We start from the raw sequence: 18,187 nt of genomic DNA, 5'->3' as shown, positions 1-18,187 counted from the left end.
GCATCTCCCCCGCAAGGGGGGAGATCAGTCGTTTCGTCTTTGGAGCCTCTCTTGCAACGTTGAAAATTGGCGAAAGCATTCGCGAGATCCAATCTCCCCCCTTGCGGGGGAGATGTCCGGCAGGACAGAGGGGGGTGTGACGGAACGCTACGCTGGACAGCCGCTTCCGTCTAAGCGACCTCTCTCAACCGCTCGTCCTGCGGCAGCGCCGCCACCGCCGCGTGCCACAATATATCCGCCAGCCGCGCCGCCACCGGGTCCAGTTCGGCGTCTTTCTGGTGCAGCACCAGCGCCATGGTCGGCAGCGCGGGTAAGCCCAGCGTTTGCGGCGCCATCGCCCTGACATTGGCCGGCAGGCCGATATCGGTGCGGATCGTCAGGCCGAGGCCGGCGGCGACCGCCGCCCAGATGCCGCCAAGGCTGGGGCTGGAGAAGGCCATCCGCCATGGCAGGCCGGCGCGGTCGAGCGTTTCCGTCGTCACTGTGCGCAGCAGGCATGGCGCTTCCAGCGCCACCAGCGGCAGTGCCTCGCCCTCGCGCAGCCTGGTCTCGATCAGCTTTGCCGGCCCGATCCAGCGCAATTGCGCGCCGCCGACATGCCGGCTGTAAGGCAGCGCCTGGCCGCTGTCCCAGGCCAGCGCAATGTCGAGATTGCCTGATGTGATCCGCTCGGCGAGTTCATAGCTGCGCCCGATCCGCGCCTCGATCTTGACCTTGGGGTGCGCGCGGGCGAAGCGTCCGAGCACCTCCGGCAGCACCGCCTCGCCGAAATCCTCCTGCAGGCCGAGCCTGACCCAGCCTTCCAGTTCCACGTCGTGGATGGCCGAGGCCGCCTCGTCGTTCAACTCGAGCAGCCGCCTGGCATAGCCGAGCATGGTTTCGCCGGCTTCGGTCAACGCCAGTCCGCGGCCCGACTTGCGGAAGATCGGCGTCGCCGCCTGGTCCTCCAGCTTCTTCAGTTGCGCGCTCACCGCCGAGGTCGAGCGTCCAAGCCGGTCGGCGGCCTTGGCGAAGCTGCCGAGTTCCATGCCGGTGACGAAGCTTCGGAGGACATCGAGGTCGAAGGTTACGCGGCGCATCTCAACGATCCTGTTTTTCGGGAACGATTGTCAAAAAATTCCCGATATTCGGGATGAAGTTATGGCGGTAAAGACGAGGTGTCAAGGTCCCGAGAGGGCATCAACAGGAGTCCCGCCATGTCGATTGCCGACGCAAATTGTGAGCCAGGCCGGGTTGGCCGAGCCGCCGCCGTCAGGTCGAAGGCTGAACGATTTCGCGCCAATCATCGCTGGAAGGTGCTTGGCATCGGCGTTGCCGCCAATGCCAGTTTCTCCGCCACCTTCGCCGGCATACCGGCGGCGGCGGTGTTTCTGCGGTCGGGCTATCACTTGAGCAATGGCAATCTCGGCCTGGTCCTCGGCCTTCTCGGACTGGGCGTTGCCTTGAGCGAACTGCCCTGGGGTCTGCTCACCGACCGCTGGGGCGATCGCGGCGTGCTATTGACCGGCCTTGGTGCGACCGCGGCGTGGCTCGCCCTGATGGCGTTGTTCATCGTGCCCTCAGTGACCTATGTGCCTGGCGTCGCAATGCTGGCCGCATGCCTTCTGGTCACCGGCCTGCTCGGCGGCAGCGTCAACGGTTCCAGCGGCCGCGCCATCATGGCCTGGTTCCACGAAGGCGAACGTGGCTTTGCCATGAGCATCAGGCAGACCGCGGTGCCGCTCGGCGGCGGGCTCGGCGCGCTGGTCCTGCCGTCGCTGGCATCGGTGCACGGTTTCGCGGCGGTCTTCGGGCTGCTGGCCGCCATGAACGCCGTCTCTGCGCTGTTTGCCTGGCGATGGCTGCACCAGCCGCCGGAATTGGACAATGCCGGCAGCATGGCCATGGCAAAGTCGGGCGGTCCGGCGCCGCTGCGCAATGTCGAGGTCTGGCGCATCGCCACCGCCATCGGCCTGCTCTGCTTTCCGCAAGTGGCGGTGCTCACCTTCGCCTCCGTCTTCCTGCACGATTTCGCCGGCATGGCCACGCTCACGATCAGCGCCAGCCTTGCCGCGGTGCAGACCGGCGCGATGGTGATGCGCGTCTGGAGCGGCCGCTTCACCGACCGCCATGGCAACCGCCGCTGGTTCCTGCGCCTCTGCAGCATGACGAGCGCGCTTGGCTTCGCGGCCGTCTGCCTGCTGGTCCTGGCGGCAGGAGCCACGCCAGACGCCCATGCCGCGTTGATCCCGGCGATCGACGTGCTGCTGGTCGTTGCCGGCATTTCGGTCTCCGCCTGGCATGGCGTCGCCTACACCGAACTCGCCACGCTTGCCGGCGCCAGCCGCGCCGGAACCGCGCTCGGTCTTGCCAACAGCTTCGTCTTCATCGCCTTCTTCGTGGTGCCGACCGCCATTCCGGCTTTGCTGCTCATCTGGTCGTGGCCTGGCGTCTGGCTGGTGGGCGCGCTCTGCGCCATGATTGCATGGCCAATTTTCCTGCGGCCGAACTGACGGGTTGGCCGGCCTGCAAGCGGCGTCCCATTTCGGGCCGCTTCGGAAAAACACGATCAACCGCGTTAACCCCGCATCAAGGTTAATGCTTCACTTTGGCTCTCCAGTGGCTCAGTGGCGTTTCTGGAGAGTTCCCCGTGCATCGACGTGTCCTGAAGCGGCTGGCCGCCGCCGCCGGTGAGAAAAAACGTTCCTTCGTATCGCCATTGGTCATCGGGCTCGGCATCTGGATCGGCTTTCCAACTGTCGTCGCCTACCAGGACATGGGCAGCTTGATTTCCGGCCTCGAAGCCTCGGGCACCCGCTGGAACTCTTATGTCGAGCGCTCCGTCGCCGGCTCGGTTCATGCCGCCGAAATGCCTTTCATCGATTCCGTCACCACCGGTTCGCTCTCGGGTTCGGGCGTGCGCCTGCCCGGCGTCGGCAAGGTCTCGTTTCGCGGCAAGGGCAATGTCGCCGGCATCACGCCCGACGAGGACCGCATCATGCGCGCCGACAAGAAGGGCCGCATCATCCAGGTCTCGCCGGTGGCGCCGCCGAAGAACTTCAATGCCGGCTCGATCTTTCAGCGCACGTCCTCGCTGCTGCGGCCGAGCATGGACAGCGGCCTGAAGCTCGCCTTCGCCAAGCCCGGCATCAAGGGCAAGGAAATCCAGATCGCCCAGGCCTTCCACACCAACGTGGACAAGAAGCCCGATCCCGGCGTGCCGGCCATGCTTGCCGCGTTGGTCAACAATGACAGACCGGACGTGCTGGCCACCGCCTATGCCCAGGCCGAACCCGATTACGCCAAGGCCTCACCCTTCGAAGCGCTGCTGCAGGACGAGGAGCCGAGCAGCGGGCGCTTCATTCCGCCGATGGCCAAGGGTGACCACTCGTGGATCCAGAACCCGCTGCCGGCCAGCGTCTTCTCCACGAAGGAGCAGGCCTGCCTCGCCAACGGCATCTATTTCGAGGCGCGCGGCGAATCCGTGCGCGGCCAGGCCGCCGTCGCGCAGGTCATTCTCAACCGCGTCCGCAATCCGGCCTATCCGAACTCGATTTGCGGCGTCGTCTACCAGAACGACAACTGGCTGAACCGCTGCCAGTTCTCCTTCGCCTGCGACGGCCGCAAGAAGCGCATCGAGAGCCCCGCCCATTACAAGACCGCGCAGGACGTCGCGATGGCGGTCACCGCCGGCAAGATATTCATTCCCGAAGTCGGCTCATCGACCCACTACTACGCCAACTACGTCCATCCGGGCTGGGCGCGCACGATGCAGAAGATGACCAAGATCGGCCTGCATATCTTCTACCGCACCTATGGCGGCGGCTGGAGCTGAGCCCTTCGGCTTGCCTGTCGCAAACGAACCGCAAAGGCCCTGGAAGCCGAAATCGGACAGCGGTCGCCGGACGGATTCGGGGCATGTGCCGACCCGATAGTGCCGGGCACGATGTCGCACCTCGCCAAGTAATTGATTCCAATAGAAAAAATACATGGCTTTGAAGTCCCGCCCGTGGCTTGACGGGCGCAAACCCTCTAACTATGTTGCCGGCGACTTTAGAAGCGGACGGACGGTGACGGTCTGACCGGGCAGGGGGGTTACGATGGTCGACAAGAACGGGCCAGACGGAACCGGAGAAACCGGCCGCGGCAGCAAGCACGAGGCCGACATCCGCGACGAAGATCTCGAACGCCGCCGGCGTGAGCTTGGAGCATCGCTTGCGACAAGACGGCCGGATCAGCTCGAGGGGAATGACGGCGCGAAAGCGACGGCCGGATATGGCCAGGCGCTCAAGCTGTCCAGCGAGTTCATCGCCGGGATAGTGGTGGGTGTGGGCCTTGGCTGGTTTCTGGATCGCGTGGCGGGAACCTCGCCATGGGGTCTGGTCGTCGGCTTGTTGCTGGGCTTTGGCGCCGGCGTGCTCAATGTCCTGCGTTCGTCAGGTGTTGTGGCGGAATTCGGAAAAAGCGAGAAGTCGCACGATCCGAAAGAATGAAATGGCGCGCCGCCAATGGCGCACAAGGACACTTAAGGCCGCTCGCGGTTTTGACGGGGATGTAAATGGCTGCTGACAAGGTCGATCCGATCCACCAGTTCCATATCGTCAAGCTGATTCCGATCAATATCGGAGGCTATGACCTGTCCTTCACCAATTCGTCCCTGTTCATGGTCGCGACCGTGCTCGTCGCATCGGCGTTTCTGTACCTCTCGACCTCCAGCCGCAGCCTTGTTCCCGGGCGCCTGCAGTCGGTTTCGGAAATGGGCTACGAGTTCGTCTCCAACATGCTGCGCGACGCCGCCGGAACGCAGGGCATGAAGTTCTTCCCCTTCGTGTTCTCGCTGTTCATGTTCGTGCTGGTCGCCAACCTGCTTGGCCTTTTCCCCTACTTCTTCACCGTCACCAGCCACATCATCGTCACCTTCGGCCTCGCAGCCCTGGTGATCGGAACCGTCGTTGTCTACGGCTTCACGAAGCACGGTCTGGGCTTCCTCAAGCTCTTCGTGCCGCACGGCGTTCCGGTGTTCCTGTTACCGCTGGTGGTGCTGATCGAGGTGATCTCCTTCGTGTCGCGCCCGGTCAGCCTCTCGGTTCGTCTGTTCGCCAACATGCTGGCCGGCCACATCACCCTGAAGGTGTTTTCGGGCTTCGTCGTCAGCCTGAGCGCGCTCGGCGCCGTCGGCGTTGCCGGTTCGGTGTTGCCGCTGGCCATGGCAGTCGCGCTGACCGCGCTGGAATTGCTGGTCGCTTTCCTGCAGGCCTACGTCTTTGCGGTGCTGACCTGCATGTATCTGAACGACGCCCTGCATCCCGGGCACTGACCTTAGAATTTCCGGCATCTTTCGCCGGATGGAATTGCAACGGAATTACAGATCCAAAGGAGTTTAAAATGGACGCAGAAGCAGCAAAGTACATCGGCGCCGGTATCGCTTGCCTGGGCATGGGCGGCGCGGGCATTGGCCTCGGCAACATCTTCGGCAGCTACCTGGCGGGCGCCCTGCGCAATCCGTCGGCCGCCGATGGCCAGTTCGGCCGCCTGATTTTCGGCTTCGCCGTGACCGAAGCTCTGGGCATTTTCTCGCTTCTCATCGCGCTTCTCGCCCTGTTCGGCTGAGCCCCTGTTCGGCCAATTATCGGTCGGACGAGCATTGGGAAGAATTGGCTGGCCGCATTCCTGCGGCCATGCCTGATATCAGGGGATAGTCCATGTTCGTGACATCTGCGTTTGCGCAAGAGTCCGCACCCGCCGCTGAAGGCGCCCATACCGGTACGGAAGGCGGCACGCATTCCGGCGCCGGCGTGCCTGCCGAGGCGCACGGCACGTTCCCGCCATTCGATCCGGCGACGTTTCCGTCCCAGCTTCTGTGGCTGGCGATCACGTTCGGGCTGTTCTATTTGTTCCTGAAGAAGGTGGTGATGCCGCGCCTTGGCGGCATCATCGACGTCCGCAGCGATCGCATCACGCAGGACCTCGACCAGGCCGCCAGGCTGAAGGGCGAGGCCGACGCCGCCGTTGCCGCTTACGAGCAGGAACTTGCGGAAGCCAAGGCCAAGGCCAACGCGATAGGCCAGCAGGCCAACGACGCTGCCAAGGCTGAAGCCGAGGCTGCCCGCAAGAAGGTCGAGGCCGCCCTCGACAAGAAGCTCGGCGAGGCCGAGGCCAGCATTGCTTCCATCAAGGCCAACGCCATGAAGGAAGTCGGCACGATTGCCGAGGACACCGCTTCAGCCATCGTCGATGCGCTTGTCGGCGGCAAGACGAGCAAGGCCGAGGTCTCGGCTGCGGTCAAATCCGTGGCCCGGTGAGGAGCACATCATGGACGCCACATCTCTCGCAACGCTTTGGGCAACGGTTGCCCTCGTCATTTTCCTCGGCGTTGCCGTTTACATCAAGGTGCCAGGCCTGATCGCCAAGTCGCTCGACGCCCGTGCGACCAAGATCAGCGACGAGCTTGCGGAAGCCCGCCGGTTGCGCGAAGAGGCCCAGCAACTGCTCGGCCAATACCAGAAGAAGCGCAAGGAAGCAGAGCAGGAGGCCGCAGCCATCGTCGCTGCCGCCAAGCGCGAGGCCGACATGCTTGCCGCCGAGGCGCACAAGAAGACCGAAGACTATGTCACCCGCCGCACCGCGCTTGCCGAGCAGAAGATCGGCCAGGCCGAGCGCGAAGCCGTCGCCGAAGTGCGCGCCAGCGCCGTCGACATCGCCGTCGAGGCGGCCCGCACGCTGCTTGCCGGCAAGATCGACGCCAAGGCCGGCGCCGACCTGTTCAAATCCGCGCTGCAGGATGTGAAAGCCAAGCTGAACTGAGCGGGATTAGCTCGCTGACATCGAGCCGCTTGGGTGACCTGGCGGCTTTTTTGTTTGGCGAGGCGTCGAAGCCGCCAATCTCCCCCCTTGTGGGGGAGATGCCCGGCAGGGCAGAGGGGGGCGCTGTCCCGCCGGCGTTTCCAGATTTTCTATTTCGTGTTACGGATTCCTTGCATCGGCAGGTTTACTGAAAGGTCGCGTTCCTTCGCGCCCCCCTCTGGCCTGCCGGCCATCTCCCCCTCAAGGGGGGAGATTAGCTGTCCAACCCGACAAACCCTTCTTCTTCCACCACCTCAACCCCACCCAGCCTGAACGGCGCGAATGATGCCCGGTGCAGCCTTGCCACCGGCCCATGCGCTTCGATCGCGGTGCGGTGCCGCACGGTGGCGTAGCCCATATGGACCTCGAACCCGTAGCGCTCGTGATGGCTGCCGCAGCCGCACATCATGCGGTCGCGCATCACCTTGGCGACGATCGAGGCGGCGGCGATCGATTGCGAGCGCTGGTCGCCCTTGATCAGCGCGCGGCCTTCGCAGAGGAGGCCCGGCGGCACATCGCGGCCATCGGCCAGCGCCAGCTTCGCCTGGATCGGCAGGCCGGCAAGGGCGCGGCGCATGGCTTCCAGGCTGGCCTTGAGGATGTTGCTGCCGTCAATGCCTTCGGCGCTGACCGAGGCCATCGACACGCCGAGCGCTGACCCCAGGATTTTCAGGAACAGCGCCTCGCGCTGCAAATGGTTGAGCCGTTTGGAATCGTCGAGCCCGTCGGGAATGTTGGCGGGATCGAGGATCACGGCCGCCGCCACCACCGGCCCCGCCAGCGGACCGCGGCCGGCCTCGTCCATGCCTGCCACCGGCCACAGGCCTTCGGCCATCGCCTTCGTCTCGAAGGAGAAATCGGGCTTTTCGACGATTTCGAAAAGAAGCGGAGAATCGGAACGTGCGCGAGCCATGTTGCGGCGAGGTTCGCATCGGCTCCGATTCTCCGCAAGTCCCTCCAGGGTCGAGTGGGGCAAGACCGGGAGGGCACCGTCTGCAGGCCGGGGGACAGGCCGGACGGGATTCTTGGGTCGCCTGACAGCCACGAGGGCAGGGCAAGCGCTACTCTCAGAGCAGCATCAGCTGCTCGGTCGCCTTGGCGGCGGCGACAAACTGGTCGGTTCGGAGCGTGCGCCGCTCGGCGTTGAGGCCGAGCCGCTTGGCCGTGATCTCGAAGCGCCGGCCGATCTGCCAGGCATAGGGGCCGGCGCCTTTCATCCGCTTGCCCCATTCCGAATCATAGTCCTTGCCGTCGCGCATCGAACGGATCAGCGACATCACGTGCCGGTAGCGGTCGGGATAATGGCGCAGCAGCCAGTCCTTGAAGATCGGCGCCACCTCGAGCGGCAGGCGCAGGATGACATAGCCGGCCTCGCGGGCGCCTGCGGCGCGTGCCGAATCGAGGATGCGCTCCATCTCCTGGTCGGTCAGGCCGGGAATGATCGGCGCCACCATGACAGAGGCCGGGATGCCGGCATCGGAAAGCTGCCGGATCGCCTCAAGCCGCTTGGTCGGCGTCGACGCGCGTGGCTCCATGGTGCGCGCCAGCATGCGGTCCATCGTTGTCACCGACAGCGCCACCTTGGCCAAGCCCCGTTCGGCCATGCGCGACAAGATGTCGATGTCGCGCGTCACCAGATGGGATTTGGTGACGATGCCGACCGGATGGCCGCGCGCCTCCAGCACTTCGAGGATCTCGCGCATGATCCGGTATTGTTTCTCGATCGGCTGGTAGGGATCGGTGTTGGTGCCGATCGCGATGGTGCGCGGCTGATAGCCATCCTTCGACAGTTCCTTGTCGAGCAGCCGCGCCGCATCCGGCTTGGCAAACAGCTTCGCTTCGAAATCCAGCCCCGGCGACAGGCCCATGAAGGAATGCGTCGGCCGGGCGAAACAATAGACGCAGCCATGCTCGCAGCCGCGATAGGGGTTGATCGAGCGGTCGAAGGAAATGTCGGGCGATTCGTTGCGGGTGATGATGGTGCGCGGCTTCTCGACCTGCACTTCGGTCTTGAACGGCGGCAATTCCTCCAGCGAATTCCAGCCGTCGTCGAACACATCCCGGCTGACCGGCTCGAACCGGCCGGACGGGTTGATGCCCGCGGAACGGCCGCGGTTGCGATCCGGACGGACGCGCATGCCGCTCTGTTCGATCATCGCATTGGCCATCTCGGCTCGCCCTGCTCCGAAAGCAGCAATGTCCGCACGCACGATATGTTCCATTTTGGCCCTTTCCCAAGGACTGTCGGCTGGCTGTCGAATCGCTCTGTTCATGAAAATAATCCTATTTCGCTGATGAGAACAAAGCAAGAACTTTTTCGTTGGGCCAGGCAAAACTGGCGCTGCGCCGGGCTTTCCGCTATTCGGCTAAAAATGCTCAGCGTTCTCATCGAAACCCGGGATGACGAAGAAGGCCTTGCCCGCACGCTCGCCTCGTTGATCGGCGGCGCGGTCGAGGGCGTGGTGCGCGATGTCATCGTCTGCGACACCGGCTCGACCGACCAGACGCATCGGGTTGCCGATCATGCCGGCTGCCACTTCGTGGCCGGCGGCATTGCCGCGGGAATCAGGCAGGCGAAGGGTGACTGGCTGCTGTTTCTGGAACCCGGCGCAAGGCTGGCGGAGGGCTGGATCGACGACGTTGTCGCTCACACGGCGCGGCAAACCATGCCGGCGCGCTTTTCCCGTGCGCGCGGCAGCCGCACGCCGTTCCTGTCACGGGTGTTTTCGGGCAACCGGGCGCTGGCCGAAGGGCTGGTCATCAGCAAGCGCCAGGCCGCTGCCCTGTCGAAGAACGCGCACAGCGCCGAAGCCCTTGCGCGCGGTCTCGCCACCAGGCGGCTCGACGCCGAAATCTGGCTGGCGCCGAAGAAGTGATGTTTCTCCCTTTTCCCGTTCCCAGGGAGAAGGGTGCCCGAAGGGCGGATGAGGGGCAGCGTCGGCGTCTCATCCGCATTGGCACGGTCGCAGCACCATCCCTCTTTTTCGCCGCAAAAAGCTATTGTGCATTGCACAAAAGCTGACGCGGGATTAGCATTCCGTTGATGCGGGATATCGGGGTTTGGGTAGTGCCGGAGCGGTAAGCAAGCGCCGCGTCGTCGTTGCTGCCGTTCATATCTGAGGACCCCGATGAACCTTTCGTCCCCTGACAAATCCGGCGCCCCCAGTCTGGAAGCCATTGCCCGCAACGGCAGCCTGCTCCGCCGCATTGCGGTGCGTATCCCGACCTATCTGTCCGACCTGCGCGAAAATCCCGCATGGCTGCCGATGTTCGTGCTTGCCCGCACCATGCCGGCGCGCAAGCTGCACTGGCTTGGCGCCAAAGCCGCGCGCCCTGCGCAGAGTGCCGGAGCGACGATGTTCAGGGGCGTCGACCTCAAGTCGATCGTCGCGGCGCTGCGCGCCGATGGCCTGTTCTCCGGACTGGTCCTTCCGCAGGCAATCCACGAAGAGATCGCTAGCTTTGCTCAGAGCACGCCGTGCTTCGGCAATTTCGACCGCCGGCTCGAATTCATGCCCGGAGAACACGCAGAAGCCGAGAAGCGGTTCGGCCGCTCTTTGCTCAGCGGCCACTATTTCGAGCGCATCCTCAGCTGCAAGGCAGCACTCGCCATCCAAAACGATCCGCTGCTGCTCGACATCGCCCAGCACTATCTGGGCGGGCAGGCAAAGCTGATCACCACGCGTGTCTGGTGGAGCTTTCCGACCGGCGAGGCTTCCGACGCCGACAAGAACCTTGCCTCGCTCGGCAAATATCATTTCGATCTCGACGACTGGCGGATGCTGAAATTCTTCTTCTATCTCAAGCCCTGCGATGCCGGCACCGGCCCGCATGTCTATGTCAAAGGCAGCCACAACAGGCGCAGCCTCAAGCACCAGTTGACGCTGCTGGTCGGCCATCCGGCGCAAGACGTGCTCAAGGTCTATGGCGACGACAGCCCGGTCACGCTGACCGGCGAGGCCGGCCTCGGCTTCGTCGAGGACCCGTTCGGCTTCCACATGGGCACCGTGCCGTCCACCACGCCACGGCTGATGATGGAGGTCGGCTTCGGCGTCTCGCCGCCCTCGCGCCGCCGCTTCCACGGCGAACCGGTCATCCGCTGAGGCCGGAGCGGATCTCGACCGGCATCCAGCGCGCTTGCCGCCGGGCAATGCGAACCTCTTTGTTCTCGGCATCATAGTCCATTGGGACCGGCTCGCGGTTGAACCGCGGCCGGTCATCCAGCGCATTGACGATGACAATCGCTCTCGGTTCGCCGTCGGTGGTCACAGCAGCGACATAGACGCCGCAGTCCCGGCAGATGAGATAATCGGCGGTGCGCAATCCGAACCGGTATCGGTGCAGCCGGGCCTCGTCCTCGGCCGCGACGATCAATCGCCCCTGCGGATCGGCGGCGGCGCGTGAGCCATGCCGGACGCAGAAGGCGCATTGGCAGGCGCGGATCTCCATCTCGGACGGCTCAATTCCGGTTTCGAAGGTCAGGTGGATGTTGCCGCAATGGCAGCCGCCGCGGTGCGCGCTCATTGGATCTCTTCCGTCTTGACTTGGCGACAGACTATCCGCCCGACGACCCGGAGGAAATGACCTCTCGAAGGCGCAGCCGCCATTCTGCCTGACAAAGGCAGCACTTGGCCGGCACTTTGCCTTGGTTTACGAGGCGGCCTTGCCGCGCCGCAAATGCTCGTCCAGGCGCGGCATGATCTCGACGAAGTTGCAGGGCATGTGGCGGTAGTCGAGCTGCGGTTTCAGGATGCCGTCCCAGGCGTCCCTGCAGGCGCCGGGCGAGCCCGGCAGCACGAAGACGAAGGTGGCGTTGACGACGCCGCCCGTCGCTCGGCTCTGCACTGTCGAGGTGCCGATCTTGTCGTACGAAATGCGGTGGAACACTTCGGAAAAGCCATCCATGCGCTTCTCGAAGATCGGCTCCAGCGCCTCCGGCGTCACGTCGCGGCCGGTAAAACCGGTGCCGCCGGTGGTGATGACGACATCGATGTCTTCGTCGCGCGACCAGCCCAGCACCTTGTCGCGGATTTTCTCCCGGTCGTCGGTGACGATGTCGCGCGCGGCCAGGACATGGCCGGCCTCGGCGATGCGATCAGCCAGCGTCTGGCCGGATTTGTCGTCGGCAAGGCTGCGCGTATCGGACACCGTCAGCACCGCGATGCGCACCGGGATGAACGGCCGGCTCTCGTCAATTTTGGCCATCGGCCCCCTCCGAAGCGATGCTTCGTGTCGCGGCGACAAACCACTCCGGTTCGCGACTGCGAATCTCGGCGGCGGCGCGCTTGGCGACATTGCCGGTCTCGAACAGCCCGAAGCATGTCGCGCCGGATCCCGACATGCGCGAGAATCCAGATCCGGCCCTGTTCAGCAGGGAAAGCGCTCTGCCGATGGGCGGCTGTATTGCTTGCGCCGGTTCCTCAAGATCGTTGCGGGTGATCTCCAGCCAATTGCGGACACTGTGGAAGTCAAATGCACGCGGCAGCGGCGGCAATCCCTCATTATCGCGTTTCTCAAGTGCGTTGAACACATCAGGCGTGGAGACGGCGACGCCGGGATTGACCAGCACCAAGGCCAGCGCAGGAAAATCCGCAATTGGCGACAGCTCATCGCCGACGCCACGCGCAACCAGCGGTTTTGCCGCAAGACACATCGGCACGTCGGCGCCGAGCGTGAGACCGATCCGGCTCAGTTCGGCCTCACCGATGTCGAGCCCCCAGGTCCGGACAAGACCCTGCAATACCGCCGCCGCGTCGCTCGAGCCGCCGCCGACCCCGGATGCGACCGGCAGGTTCTTTTCCAGCCGGATGGCAACCGGCGGCGTGCGCTGCTGGCCGGCCTGCCTGCGCAGCGCCTCGCGCGCCTTCACCACCAGATTGCTGTCGTCGATCGGCACGGAAGTCGCGTAACGGCCCGATACGGAGAACCGGTCGGCGTCGGCAGGCTCGATCTCGACCCTGTCGCCGAAGCGGGTGAAAACGACCAGGCTCTCGAGCAGATGGTAGCCGTCGGCGCGCCTGCCGGTGACGTGCAGCGCCAGATTTATCTTGGCGGGCGCAAGCCACGTCCGGGCTGCGGCATCCAAACTGTCGGCTGCTGACGGGATGATGCTCAGTCCTTGGCCAGGCGGTATTCGCCGGTCTCGGGATCCTGGACCAGCGTGCCGTTGGTGCCGTTGGCTGCCTGCTTTTCGGTGCGCCGCACCTTGGCGGTCACACGTTCGGCCTCGCGGACGAAGGTGCGGTAGCCGAAATAAGCGGCTGCGCCGACAACTGCGAAGAAAATGATCTGTGGCATTTCAAAGCTCCTCCCTCGCAAGGCGGCAAGGCAGACTGTCAAGCCCTCATGCTAGACGCTTTCCCTGCTTTTTCAAAGCCCGAAGCGAGCCCACAATGCGCGCTCTTCCGCCGCATCGATCACGCCGCTTGCGGCGGCGGCGGCAATATCGGGCGCTGAAAAGTTCGAGCCGAACAGGCCGATGCGGCCAAACAGGCCACGCGGCGCGGTGACCAGCCTGAGCTGGGTTTTCGCGCCGAAGCGGGTTTTCAGTACCGTGCGCATGTCGCTCAACGCATCGACGAGGCCAAGCTCCAGCCCTTTCTTGCCGGTCCAGAACAGGCCGGTGAACAGGTCCGGATCGTCCTTCAGCTTGGTGCCACGGCGTTCCCTGACCAGGTCGATGAAGGTCTCGTGCACTTCCAGCTGTAGCGCCTTCAGGCGCTCGACGTCTTCCCTCTTCTCCGGCTTGAACGGGTCGAGCACCGCCTTGTTCTGGCCGGCGGTGTGGACACGGCGCTCGACACCGATCTTCTTCATCAACTCGGGAAAACCAAACGAGGCCGAGACGACACCAATCGAACCGACGATGGAGGACGGATCGGCAAAGATCTCGTCGCCGGCGACCGCGATCATGTAGCCGCCCGAGGCCGCCACATCCTCGACGAAGACCAGCACCTTCTTGTTCTTCTCGACCGCGAGGTCGCGGATGCGCTTGAAGATCAGCCGCGACTGCACCGGCGAGCCGCCAGGCGAATTGATTGAAATGGCGACGGCGGGCGCATCGAACAGGAACGCCTTTTCGATGAGGGCGGCAGTGGACGCCAAGGACAGGCTCGGCCGGAACGGGCCGCCGCCGGCCATGATGGTGCCATGCAGCCTGATGACGGGAATGGTGACGACGCTGGATCGCCAGGATTTCGGCAGCAGGCGGTTGAAAAGGCGTTTCACGAGGTGGCTGTCTCCAAATGGCTTCAACGCATGTAGGGATTTGCCGGTCAACGGCAATGCTGCAATCCATCTCAGCCAACTGTGTGCCGGTTTTGCGGCAACGACACTGACGGGCCCAAATCAATCGCCAAACAGCGACGCCAGTCCGTTGTTGATCATCTCGGTTCGTTCCGACGGGCCGTCGCCCGTTTGCCCATGCAGCATCAAAGGCGGGCGGATCGACAGCTTGCCGCGCGCGCCGAGCGCTGCCCTGACCACAATGCGGATTGCGGCTGCTTCCGGGCGCGGATGCACGGCCAGCATCTCGGCGTCGCCGAAGCGGCCCGACAGCGCATCGAGGAGGTCGCCAAGCTGTTCCGGCCGCGCAATGACGGCCAGGCCCCCGCGCGGCTTGGCGACGGCAGCCGCACTCCGGATCCAGCTTTCGAACAGCCAGTCGTCCATGACATGCGCCTGCCGCCGCAGCGGATCTGGCGTGGCGCGGTCTTGCGCCGCGTTGAAGGGCGGGTTCATGATGACGAAATCGAAGGAATTGTCGGCGAGGCCGGCTTGCGTCCGCGCCCGGCCTGACAGCGTGACGTCGGCGGTCAGCACCGAGGCGCGATTGCCGAGATGCGCATTGCCGGGATGGGCGAGCGTGGTTGTGGCGAAGCCTGCCATCTCGGCCGACCGTTCGACGAGCACGACCTGCGCCTCTGGGCAGCGCGACAGCACGGCGAGACCCGCCGCACCGGCGCCGGCGCCGAAATCGGCGAGGCGTCCAGAAAAGCCGGATGAAACTGCTGCCGCCAGCATCATGGCATCCATCCCGGCGCGATGCCCTGTCCTGGGCTGGACAAGCCAGAAGCGGCCGCGATGGAAGGCATCGACCGTATGGGCCGGCGTATCGCTGGTAAGCGCGCTCGCTTCAGCCATTATGTCTGGCGGATTTCGTTCTCGATGCCGGCGTCTTTCAAGATGCGCCGCGCCTGATCGGCCTGGTCGGCATCGACCATGACGCGCTTCTGCAAAAGACCGATCGACCCTTCGAGAATGCTCATGTTCTGGTCGGCGACGAAGCAGGCAATCCCGGCATCGCGCATCAGCGATTCGACAAAGGAGATGATCACGGCATCGTTGGTGCGCACGAGTTCTATCATCGGACGAAGTTCGCAGGTTGCAGCGTTGATGTAAACGCTGGAGCATGGCGCCGAAAAGTGTGGAGCGGTTTTCGGGCAACGGCATGCGGTCGCTAAGGTTGACACGCCGTCACCGCAGCCGCGCCAATTCGCCTCTTGCCGTGCCCGTATGTGCCGCCCTAGAGTCCCAGGCGGGACCAGGGTGCCGTCGCACGCGTGATCAAAGACGGGAGTGTTTGTTGGTGGGTGTCGTTCTCAACATCGAAAACGGGAAGCGGGAACCCGCCTCCATCAAGGATCTCATCGACCTGACAGCAGCCGATATGGGGCGCGTCAACAAACTGATCCTGTCCAAGGCCGGCTCCGACGTCGAGATGATCCCGGAGGTCGCCAATCATCTGATCTCGTCGGGCGGCAAAAGGCTGCGTCCCATGCTGACGCTCGCGGCGGCCCAGATGTTCGGCTATTCCGGCGAGGGCCACGTCAAGCTCGCCACCGCGGTCGAGTTCATGCACACCGCCACGCTGCTCCATGACGACGTCGTCGACGAGAGCGGCATGCGGCGCGGCAAAAAGACTGCCCGCATGATCTGGGGCAACCAGGCGAGCGTGCTGGTCGGCGATTTCCTGCTCGGCCAGGCTTTTCGCATGATGGTCGATGTCGGTTCGCTGGAAGCGCTCGACATCCTGTCCAGCGCCGCCTCGATCATCGCCGAGGGCGAGGTGATGCAGCTGGCGGCCGCCAAGAACCTCGATACCACCGAGGACGAGCATTTCGCCGTCATCAAGGCCAAGACCGCGGCGCTGTTCTCGGCTGCCGCCGAGGTCGGTCCGGTCATCGCATCGGCGACGCGCAACGATCGCGCCGCATTGCGCTCCTACGGCATGAATCTCGGCCTTGCCTTCCAGCTCATCGACGATGCGCTGGATTATGGCGGCTCCAGCCAGGAGCTGGGCAAGAATGTCGGCGACGATTTCCGCGAAGGCAAGGTTACGCTGCCGGTCATCCTCGCCTACCGGCGCGGCACCAAGGCCGAGCGCACCTTCTGGAAGCGCGCCATCGAGGACAATGTCACCGACGATGCCGGACTGGAAAAGGCCATCGGCCTGATGACCCGCCATGGCGCCATTGCCGACACCATCGGCCGCGCCCGCCATTTCGGCGAGATCGCCCGCGACGCGCTGGCGCCGCTGGAGGCGACGCCGCAGAAATCGGCGCTGATCGACGTCATCGACTTCTGCATCAGCCGGGTGAACTGACCCGCGCCTGGCGCCAAAGCAAGTTTGCACGCAAAATCGGGCAATCACCGCTCGACAATCGGTTGCGGCGCAAATTATCTATAAAACATGGCAAAGACCGCAGACGACACCATCGCCGTGCGCATCAGCAAGGTGCTGGCGGATCGCATCATATCGGGTGCGATCGAACCGGCGCCCGGCTGCGGCAGGATCACATCGCCGAGGAATTCCAGACCAGCCATGTCCCGGTGCGCGAGGCCTTTCGGCGCCTGGAGGCGCAAGGGCTGGCGGCCAGTGAGCCCAGGCGGGGCGTACGCGTCGCTGCTTTCGATCTCGGCGAGGTAAGGGAAGTCGCCGAAATGCGGGCAGCGCTCGAAGTGTTGGCGCTGCGCCATGCCGCGCCGCATCTGACGGCTTCCATTCTCAATCTTGCCGAAGAAGCCACAAAGGCCGGCGACAAATCCCGCGATGTCCGCTCTTGGGAGGAGGCCAACCGCACCTTCCACCGGCTGATCCTGGCGCCCTGCGGCATGCCGCGGCTGATCGCCACCATCGACGATTTGCACGCAGCAAGCGCCCGCTTCCTGTTCGCCGCCTGGCGCTCGGAATGGGAAATCCGCACCGACCAGGATCATCGCGCGATCCTCAGCGCGCTGCGGCAAGGCAACACCGAATCGGCCGCCGCCACGCTTGGCCGGCACGTGCAGTGGATCGGCCAGAAACCAGTCAAGACCGCGTCGGGCAAGATGCGCGAAGCGTTTGCCATCGTCGGGTAGGGACGAAGGGACAAGTCGTCGGATTCCGCGCGTAGCGATCCTTCACACCCCCTCTGTCCTGCCGGACATCTCCCCCGCAAGCGGGGAGATCAACAGCTTTGCCGTTGCGTTAGTCCTGCAACGTCGGCCATTGGCGAAAGCAAAGGCGACATCCGATCTCCCCACTTGCGGGGGAGATGGCCGGCAGGCCAGAGGGGGGTGCTGTCCCGCCAGCCTTTCCAAATGTCCTTTATTCCGACACGCAAGCCCAAGCCTTTTTAGGGTGAGGGTTGCCATTCCCGCGCAAATATGGATTCGATAATAGATCGAACAACAAAATTATCTATAATTTCAAACCAGCTAGGAAGCAACCATGACCGACATCGACTTTTCGCCGTCCAAGCCGTCCTTCAGCCCGTTGCGCCTGCAAACCCGCTCGCATAGCTGGCAGGCCGCGGCCGTCGTCCTCGGTACGCTGTTTCTGGCGCTGTTGTCCCAGATCGAGGTGCCGATGGTGCCGGTGCCGGTCACCATGCAGACCTTCGCCGTGACGCTGGTCGGCGCACTTTATGGCTGGCGGCTTGGCGCCATGACCATCATCGCCTGGCTCGCCGAGGGCGCCGTGGGCTTTCCTGTCCTGTCCGGAGGGGCAGCGGGCGCGTCGTATTTCGTCGGGGCAACGGGCGGTTATCTCTTCGCCTTCCCGCTCGTCGGCGCGCTTGTCGGCTGGCTGGCCGAGCGCGGCTGGAACGGCAACCGCGTGCTGCTCGCCTTCGCCGGCATGGTCCTCGGCAACCTCGCCTGCCTGGTTCTCGGAACGGCCTGGCTCGCCGTCATGATCGGCCTCGAACAGGCCATCGCCTTCGGTTTCCTGCCGTTCCTCGTCGGCGGCCTGCTGAAATCGGCGCTCGGCGCCGCGACGCTCAAGCTGTTTTCCGGTAAGGCGGACCCGGCAGGAGCATGATCCCGAAAAATGAGTCCGGTTTTCGGAAGAGATCATGCTCAAACAAAAAGATGGAGCCCCATC

General features: G+C 64.2%; 21 protein-coding genes and 1 pseudogene. 12 read left to right on the top strand and 10 right to left on the bottom strand.

All coding sequences use genetic code 11. The features are described from left to right. Positions 1 to 170: 170 nt before the first annotated feature. Positions 171 to 1,079: a LysR substrate-binding domain-containing protein gene (locus tag NLY42_RS29170; protein ID WP_023732130.1), complete on the bottom strand. Its 909-nt coding sequence runs from the start codon at positions 1,077 to 1,079 to the stop codon at positions 171 to 173. 117 nt (positions 1,080 to 1,196) lie between these two features. Between NLY42_RS29170 and NLY42_RS29165 the strand changes: the two genes are divergently transcribed. The 7 genes from NLY42_RS29165 (at position 1,197) to NLY42_RS29135 (ending at position 6,783) form a co-directional block, all read left to right on the top strand. Continuing rightward, complete coding sequence (locus NLY42_RS29165; RefSeq protein WP_023754075.1) at positions 1,197 to 2,492, top strand: MFS transporter; 1,296 nt, start codon at positions 1,197 to 1,199, stop codon at positions 2,490 to 2,492. A gap of 137 nt (positions 2,493 to 2,629) precedes the next feature. After that, positions 2,630 to 3,814: a cell wall hydrolase gene (locus NLY42_RS29160; protein WP_023668487.1), complete on the top strand. Its 1,185-nt coding sequence runs from the start codon at positions 2,630 to 2,632 to the stop codon at positions 3,812 to 3,814. Positions 3,815 to 4,079: 265 nt separating this feature from the next. Continuing rightward, positions 4,080 to 4,472 carry an AtpZ/AtpI family protein gene (locus NLY42_RS29155; RefSeq protein ID WP_023756381.1) on the top strand — a complete coding sequence of 131 codons (393 nt, stop codon included), beginning with the start codon at positions 4,080 to 4,082 and terminating at the stop codon, positions 4,470 to 4,472. A gap of 65 nt (positions 4,473 to 4,537) precedes the next feature. Next, positions 4,538 to 5,296 (top strand): F0F1 ATP synthase subunit A, encoded by a 759-nt coding sequence (locus NLY42_RS29150; RefSeq protein ID WP_023668485.1) that lies wholly within the window; start codon positions 4,538 to 4,540, stop codon positions 5,294 to 5,296. A gap of 68 nt (positions 5,297 to 5,364) precedes the next feature. Then, positions 5,365 to 5,589 carry a F0F1 ATP synthase subunit C gene (locus NLY42_RS29145; RefSeq protein WP_006206606.1) on the top strand — a complete coding sequence of 75 codons (225 nt, stop codon included), beginning with the start codon at positions 5,365 to 5,367 and terminating at the stop codon, positions 5,587 to 5,589. Positions 5,590 to 5,681: 92 nt separating this feature from the next. After that, positions 5,682 to 6,281, top strand: a complete 600-nt coding sequence (locus NLY42_RS29140) for a F0F1 ATP synthase subunit B (RefSeq protein WP_023754076.1) — start codon at positions 5,682 to 5,684, stop codon at positions 6,279 to 6,281. A gap of 10 nt (positions 6,282 to 6,291) precedes the next feature. Further along, on the top strand, positions 6,292 to 6,783 hold the full coding sequence (locus NLY42_RS29135; protein WP_023754077.1) for a F0F1 ATP synthase subunit B: 492 nt from the start codon (positions 6,292 to 6,294) through the stop codon (positions 6,781 to 6,783). Positions 6,784 to 7,036: 253 nt separating this feature from the next. On the opposite strand, the gene rnhB is transcribed toward NLY42_RS29135, so the two are convergent. After that, positions 7,037 to 7,735, bottom strand: coding sequence for a ribonuclease HII (gene rnhB / locus NLY42_RS29130; protein ID WP_023726390.1), 699 nt, complete (start codon positions 7,733 to 7,735; stop codon positions 7,037 to 7,039). 154 nt (positions 7,736 to 7,889) lie between these two features. Continuing rightward, positions 7,890 to 9,044, bottom strand: a complete 1,155-nt coding sequence (locus NLY42_RS29125) for a PA0069 family radical SAM protein (RefSeq protein ID WP_023754078.1) — start codon at positions 9,042 to 9,044, stop codon at positions 7,890 to 7,892. A gap of 150 nt (positions 9,045 to 9,194) precedes the next feature. On the opposite strand from NLY42_RS29125, the gene NLY42_RS29120 reads away from it, so the two are divergent. Beyond that, positions 9,195 to 9,698, top strand: a complete 504-nt coding sequence (locus NLY42_RS29120) for a glycosyltransferase (RefSeq protein WP_023684377.1) — start codon at positions 9,195 to 9,197, stop codon at positions 9,696 to 9,698. 252 nt (positions 9,699 to 9,950) lie between these two features. Continuing rightward, positions 9,951 to 10,925: a hypothetical protein gene (locus tag NLY42_RS29115; RefSeq protein WP_023754079.1), complete on the top strand. Its 975-nt coding sequence runs from the start codon at positions 9,951 to 9,953 to the stop codon at positions 10,923 to 10,925. Here NLY42_RS29115 and NLY42_RS29110 read toward each other — a convergent pair. The 7 genes from NLY42_RS29110 to NLY42_RS29080 all read right to left on the bottom strand — a co-directional run bounded on the left by NLY42_RS29110 (position 10,915) and on the right by NLY42_RS29080 (position 15,188). After that, entirely contained in the window at positions 10,915 to 11,346 is a 432-nt protein-coding gene (locus NLY42_RS29110; RefSeq protein WP_023754080.1) for a GFA family protein, read from the bottom strand. The two genes, NLY42_RS29115 and NLY42_RS29110, sit on opposite strands and share 11 nt — an antisense overlap. Before the next feature lie 126 nt (positions 11,347 to 11,472). Then, positions 11,473 to 12,027 (bottom strand): molybdenum cofactor biosynthesis protein B, encoded by a 555-nt coding sequence (gene moaB / locus NLY42_RS29105; protein WP_023692108.1) that lies wholly within the window; start codon positions 12,025 to 12,027, stop codon positions 11,473 to 11,475. Further along, a complete protein-coding gene (locus NLY42_RS29100; protein ID WP_023754081.1) occupies positions 12,014 to 12,907 on the bottom strand; it encodes a 4-(cytidine 5'-diphospho)-2-C-methyl-D-erythritol kinase in 894 nt (297 codons plus the stop codon). Before NLY42_RS29100 ends, moaB begins: the two co-directional genes overlap by 14 nt. 26 nt (positions 12,908 to 12,933) lie before the next feature. After that, positions 12,934 to 13,119 carry an NfeD family protein gene (locus tag NLY42_RS29095; RefSeq protein ID WP_023754082.1) on the bottom strand — a complete coding sequence of 62 codons (186 nt, stop codon included), beginning with the start codon at positions 13,117 to 13,119 and terminating at the stop codon, positions 12,934 to 12,936. Between the two features lie 72 nt (positions 13,120 to 13,191). After that, positions 13,192 to 14,049 (bottom strand): S49 family peptidase, encoded by an 858-nt coding sequence (locus NLY42_RS29090; RefSeq protein WP_023668474.1) that lies wholly within the window; start codon positions 14,047 to 14,049, stop codon positions 13,192 to 13,194. 120 nt (positions 14,050 to 14,169) lie between these two features. After that, on the bottom strand, positions 14,170 to 14,964 hold the full coding sequence (locus NLY42_RS29085; RefSeq protein WP_031244562.1) for a tRNA1(Val) (adenine(37)-N6)-methyltransferase: 795 nt from the start codon (positions 14,962 to 14,964) through the stop codon (positions 14,170 to 14,172). Beyond that, positions 14,964 to 15,188 (bottom strand): putative signal transducing protein, encoded by a 225-nt coding sequence (locus NLY42_RS29080; protein WP_023692106.1) that lies wholly within the window; start codon positions 15,186 to 15,188, stop codon positions 14,964 to 14,966. The genes NLY42_RS29085 and NLY42_RS29080 overlap by 1 nt, the downstream gene beginning before the upstream one ends. Before the next feature lie 221 nt (positions 15,189 to 15,409). Here NLY42_RS29080 and NLY42_RS29075 point away from each other — a divergent pair, with 221 nt between their 5' ends. The 3 genes and pseudogenes from NLY42_RS29075 to NLY42_RS29065 all read left to right on the top strand — a co-directional run bounded on the left by NLY42_RS29075 (position 15,410) and on the right by NLY42_RS29065 (position 18,124). Continuing rightward, positions 15,410 to 16,426 carry a polyprenyl synthetase family protein gene (locus NLY42_RS29075; protein WP_023668471.1) on the top strand — a complete coding sequence of 339 codons (1,017 nt, stop codon included), beginning with the start codon at positions 15,410 to 15,412 and terminating at the stop codon, positions 16,424 to 16,426. A gap of 87 nt (positions 16,427 to 16,513) precedes the next feature. After that, a pseudogene (locus NLY42_RS29070) lies at positions 16,514 to 17,181 on the top strand (GntR family transcriptional regulator). Between the two features lie 352 nt (positions 17,182 to 17,533). Next, positions 17,534 to 18,124: a biotin transporter BioY gene (locus NLY42_RS29065; RefSeq protein ID WP_023754083.1), complete on the top strand. Its 591-nt coding sequence runs from the start codon at positions 17,534 to 17,536 to the stop codon at positions 18,122 to 18,124. Positions 18,125 to 18,187 lie beyond the last annotated feature (63 nt).

The sequence above is a fragment of the Mesorhizobium sp. C372A genome (assembly GCF_030323245.1).
Taxonomy (GTDB): Bacteria; Pseudomonadota; Alphaproteobacteria; order Rhizobiales; family Rhizobiaceae; genus Mesorhizobium.
Note: the sequence above shows the minus strand (reverse complement) of the source record. Positions and strands in the feature narration are given on the sequence as shown.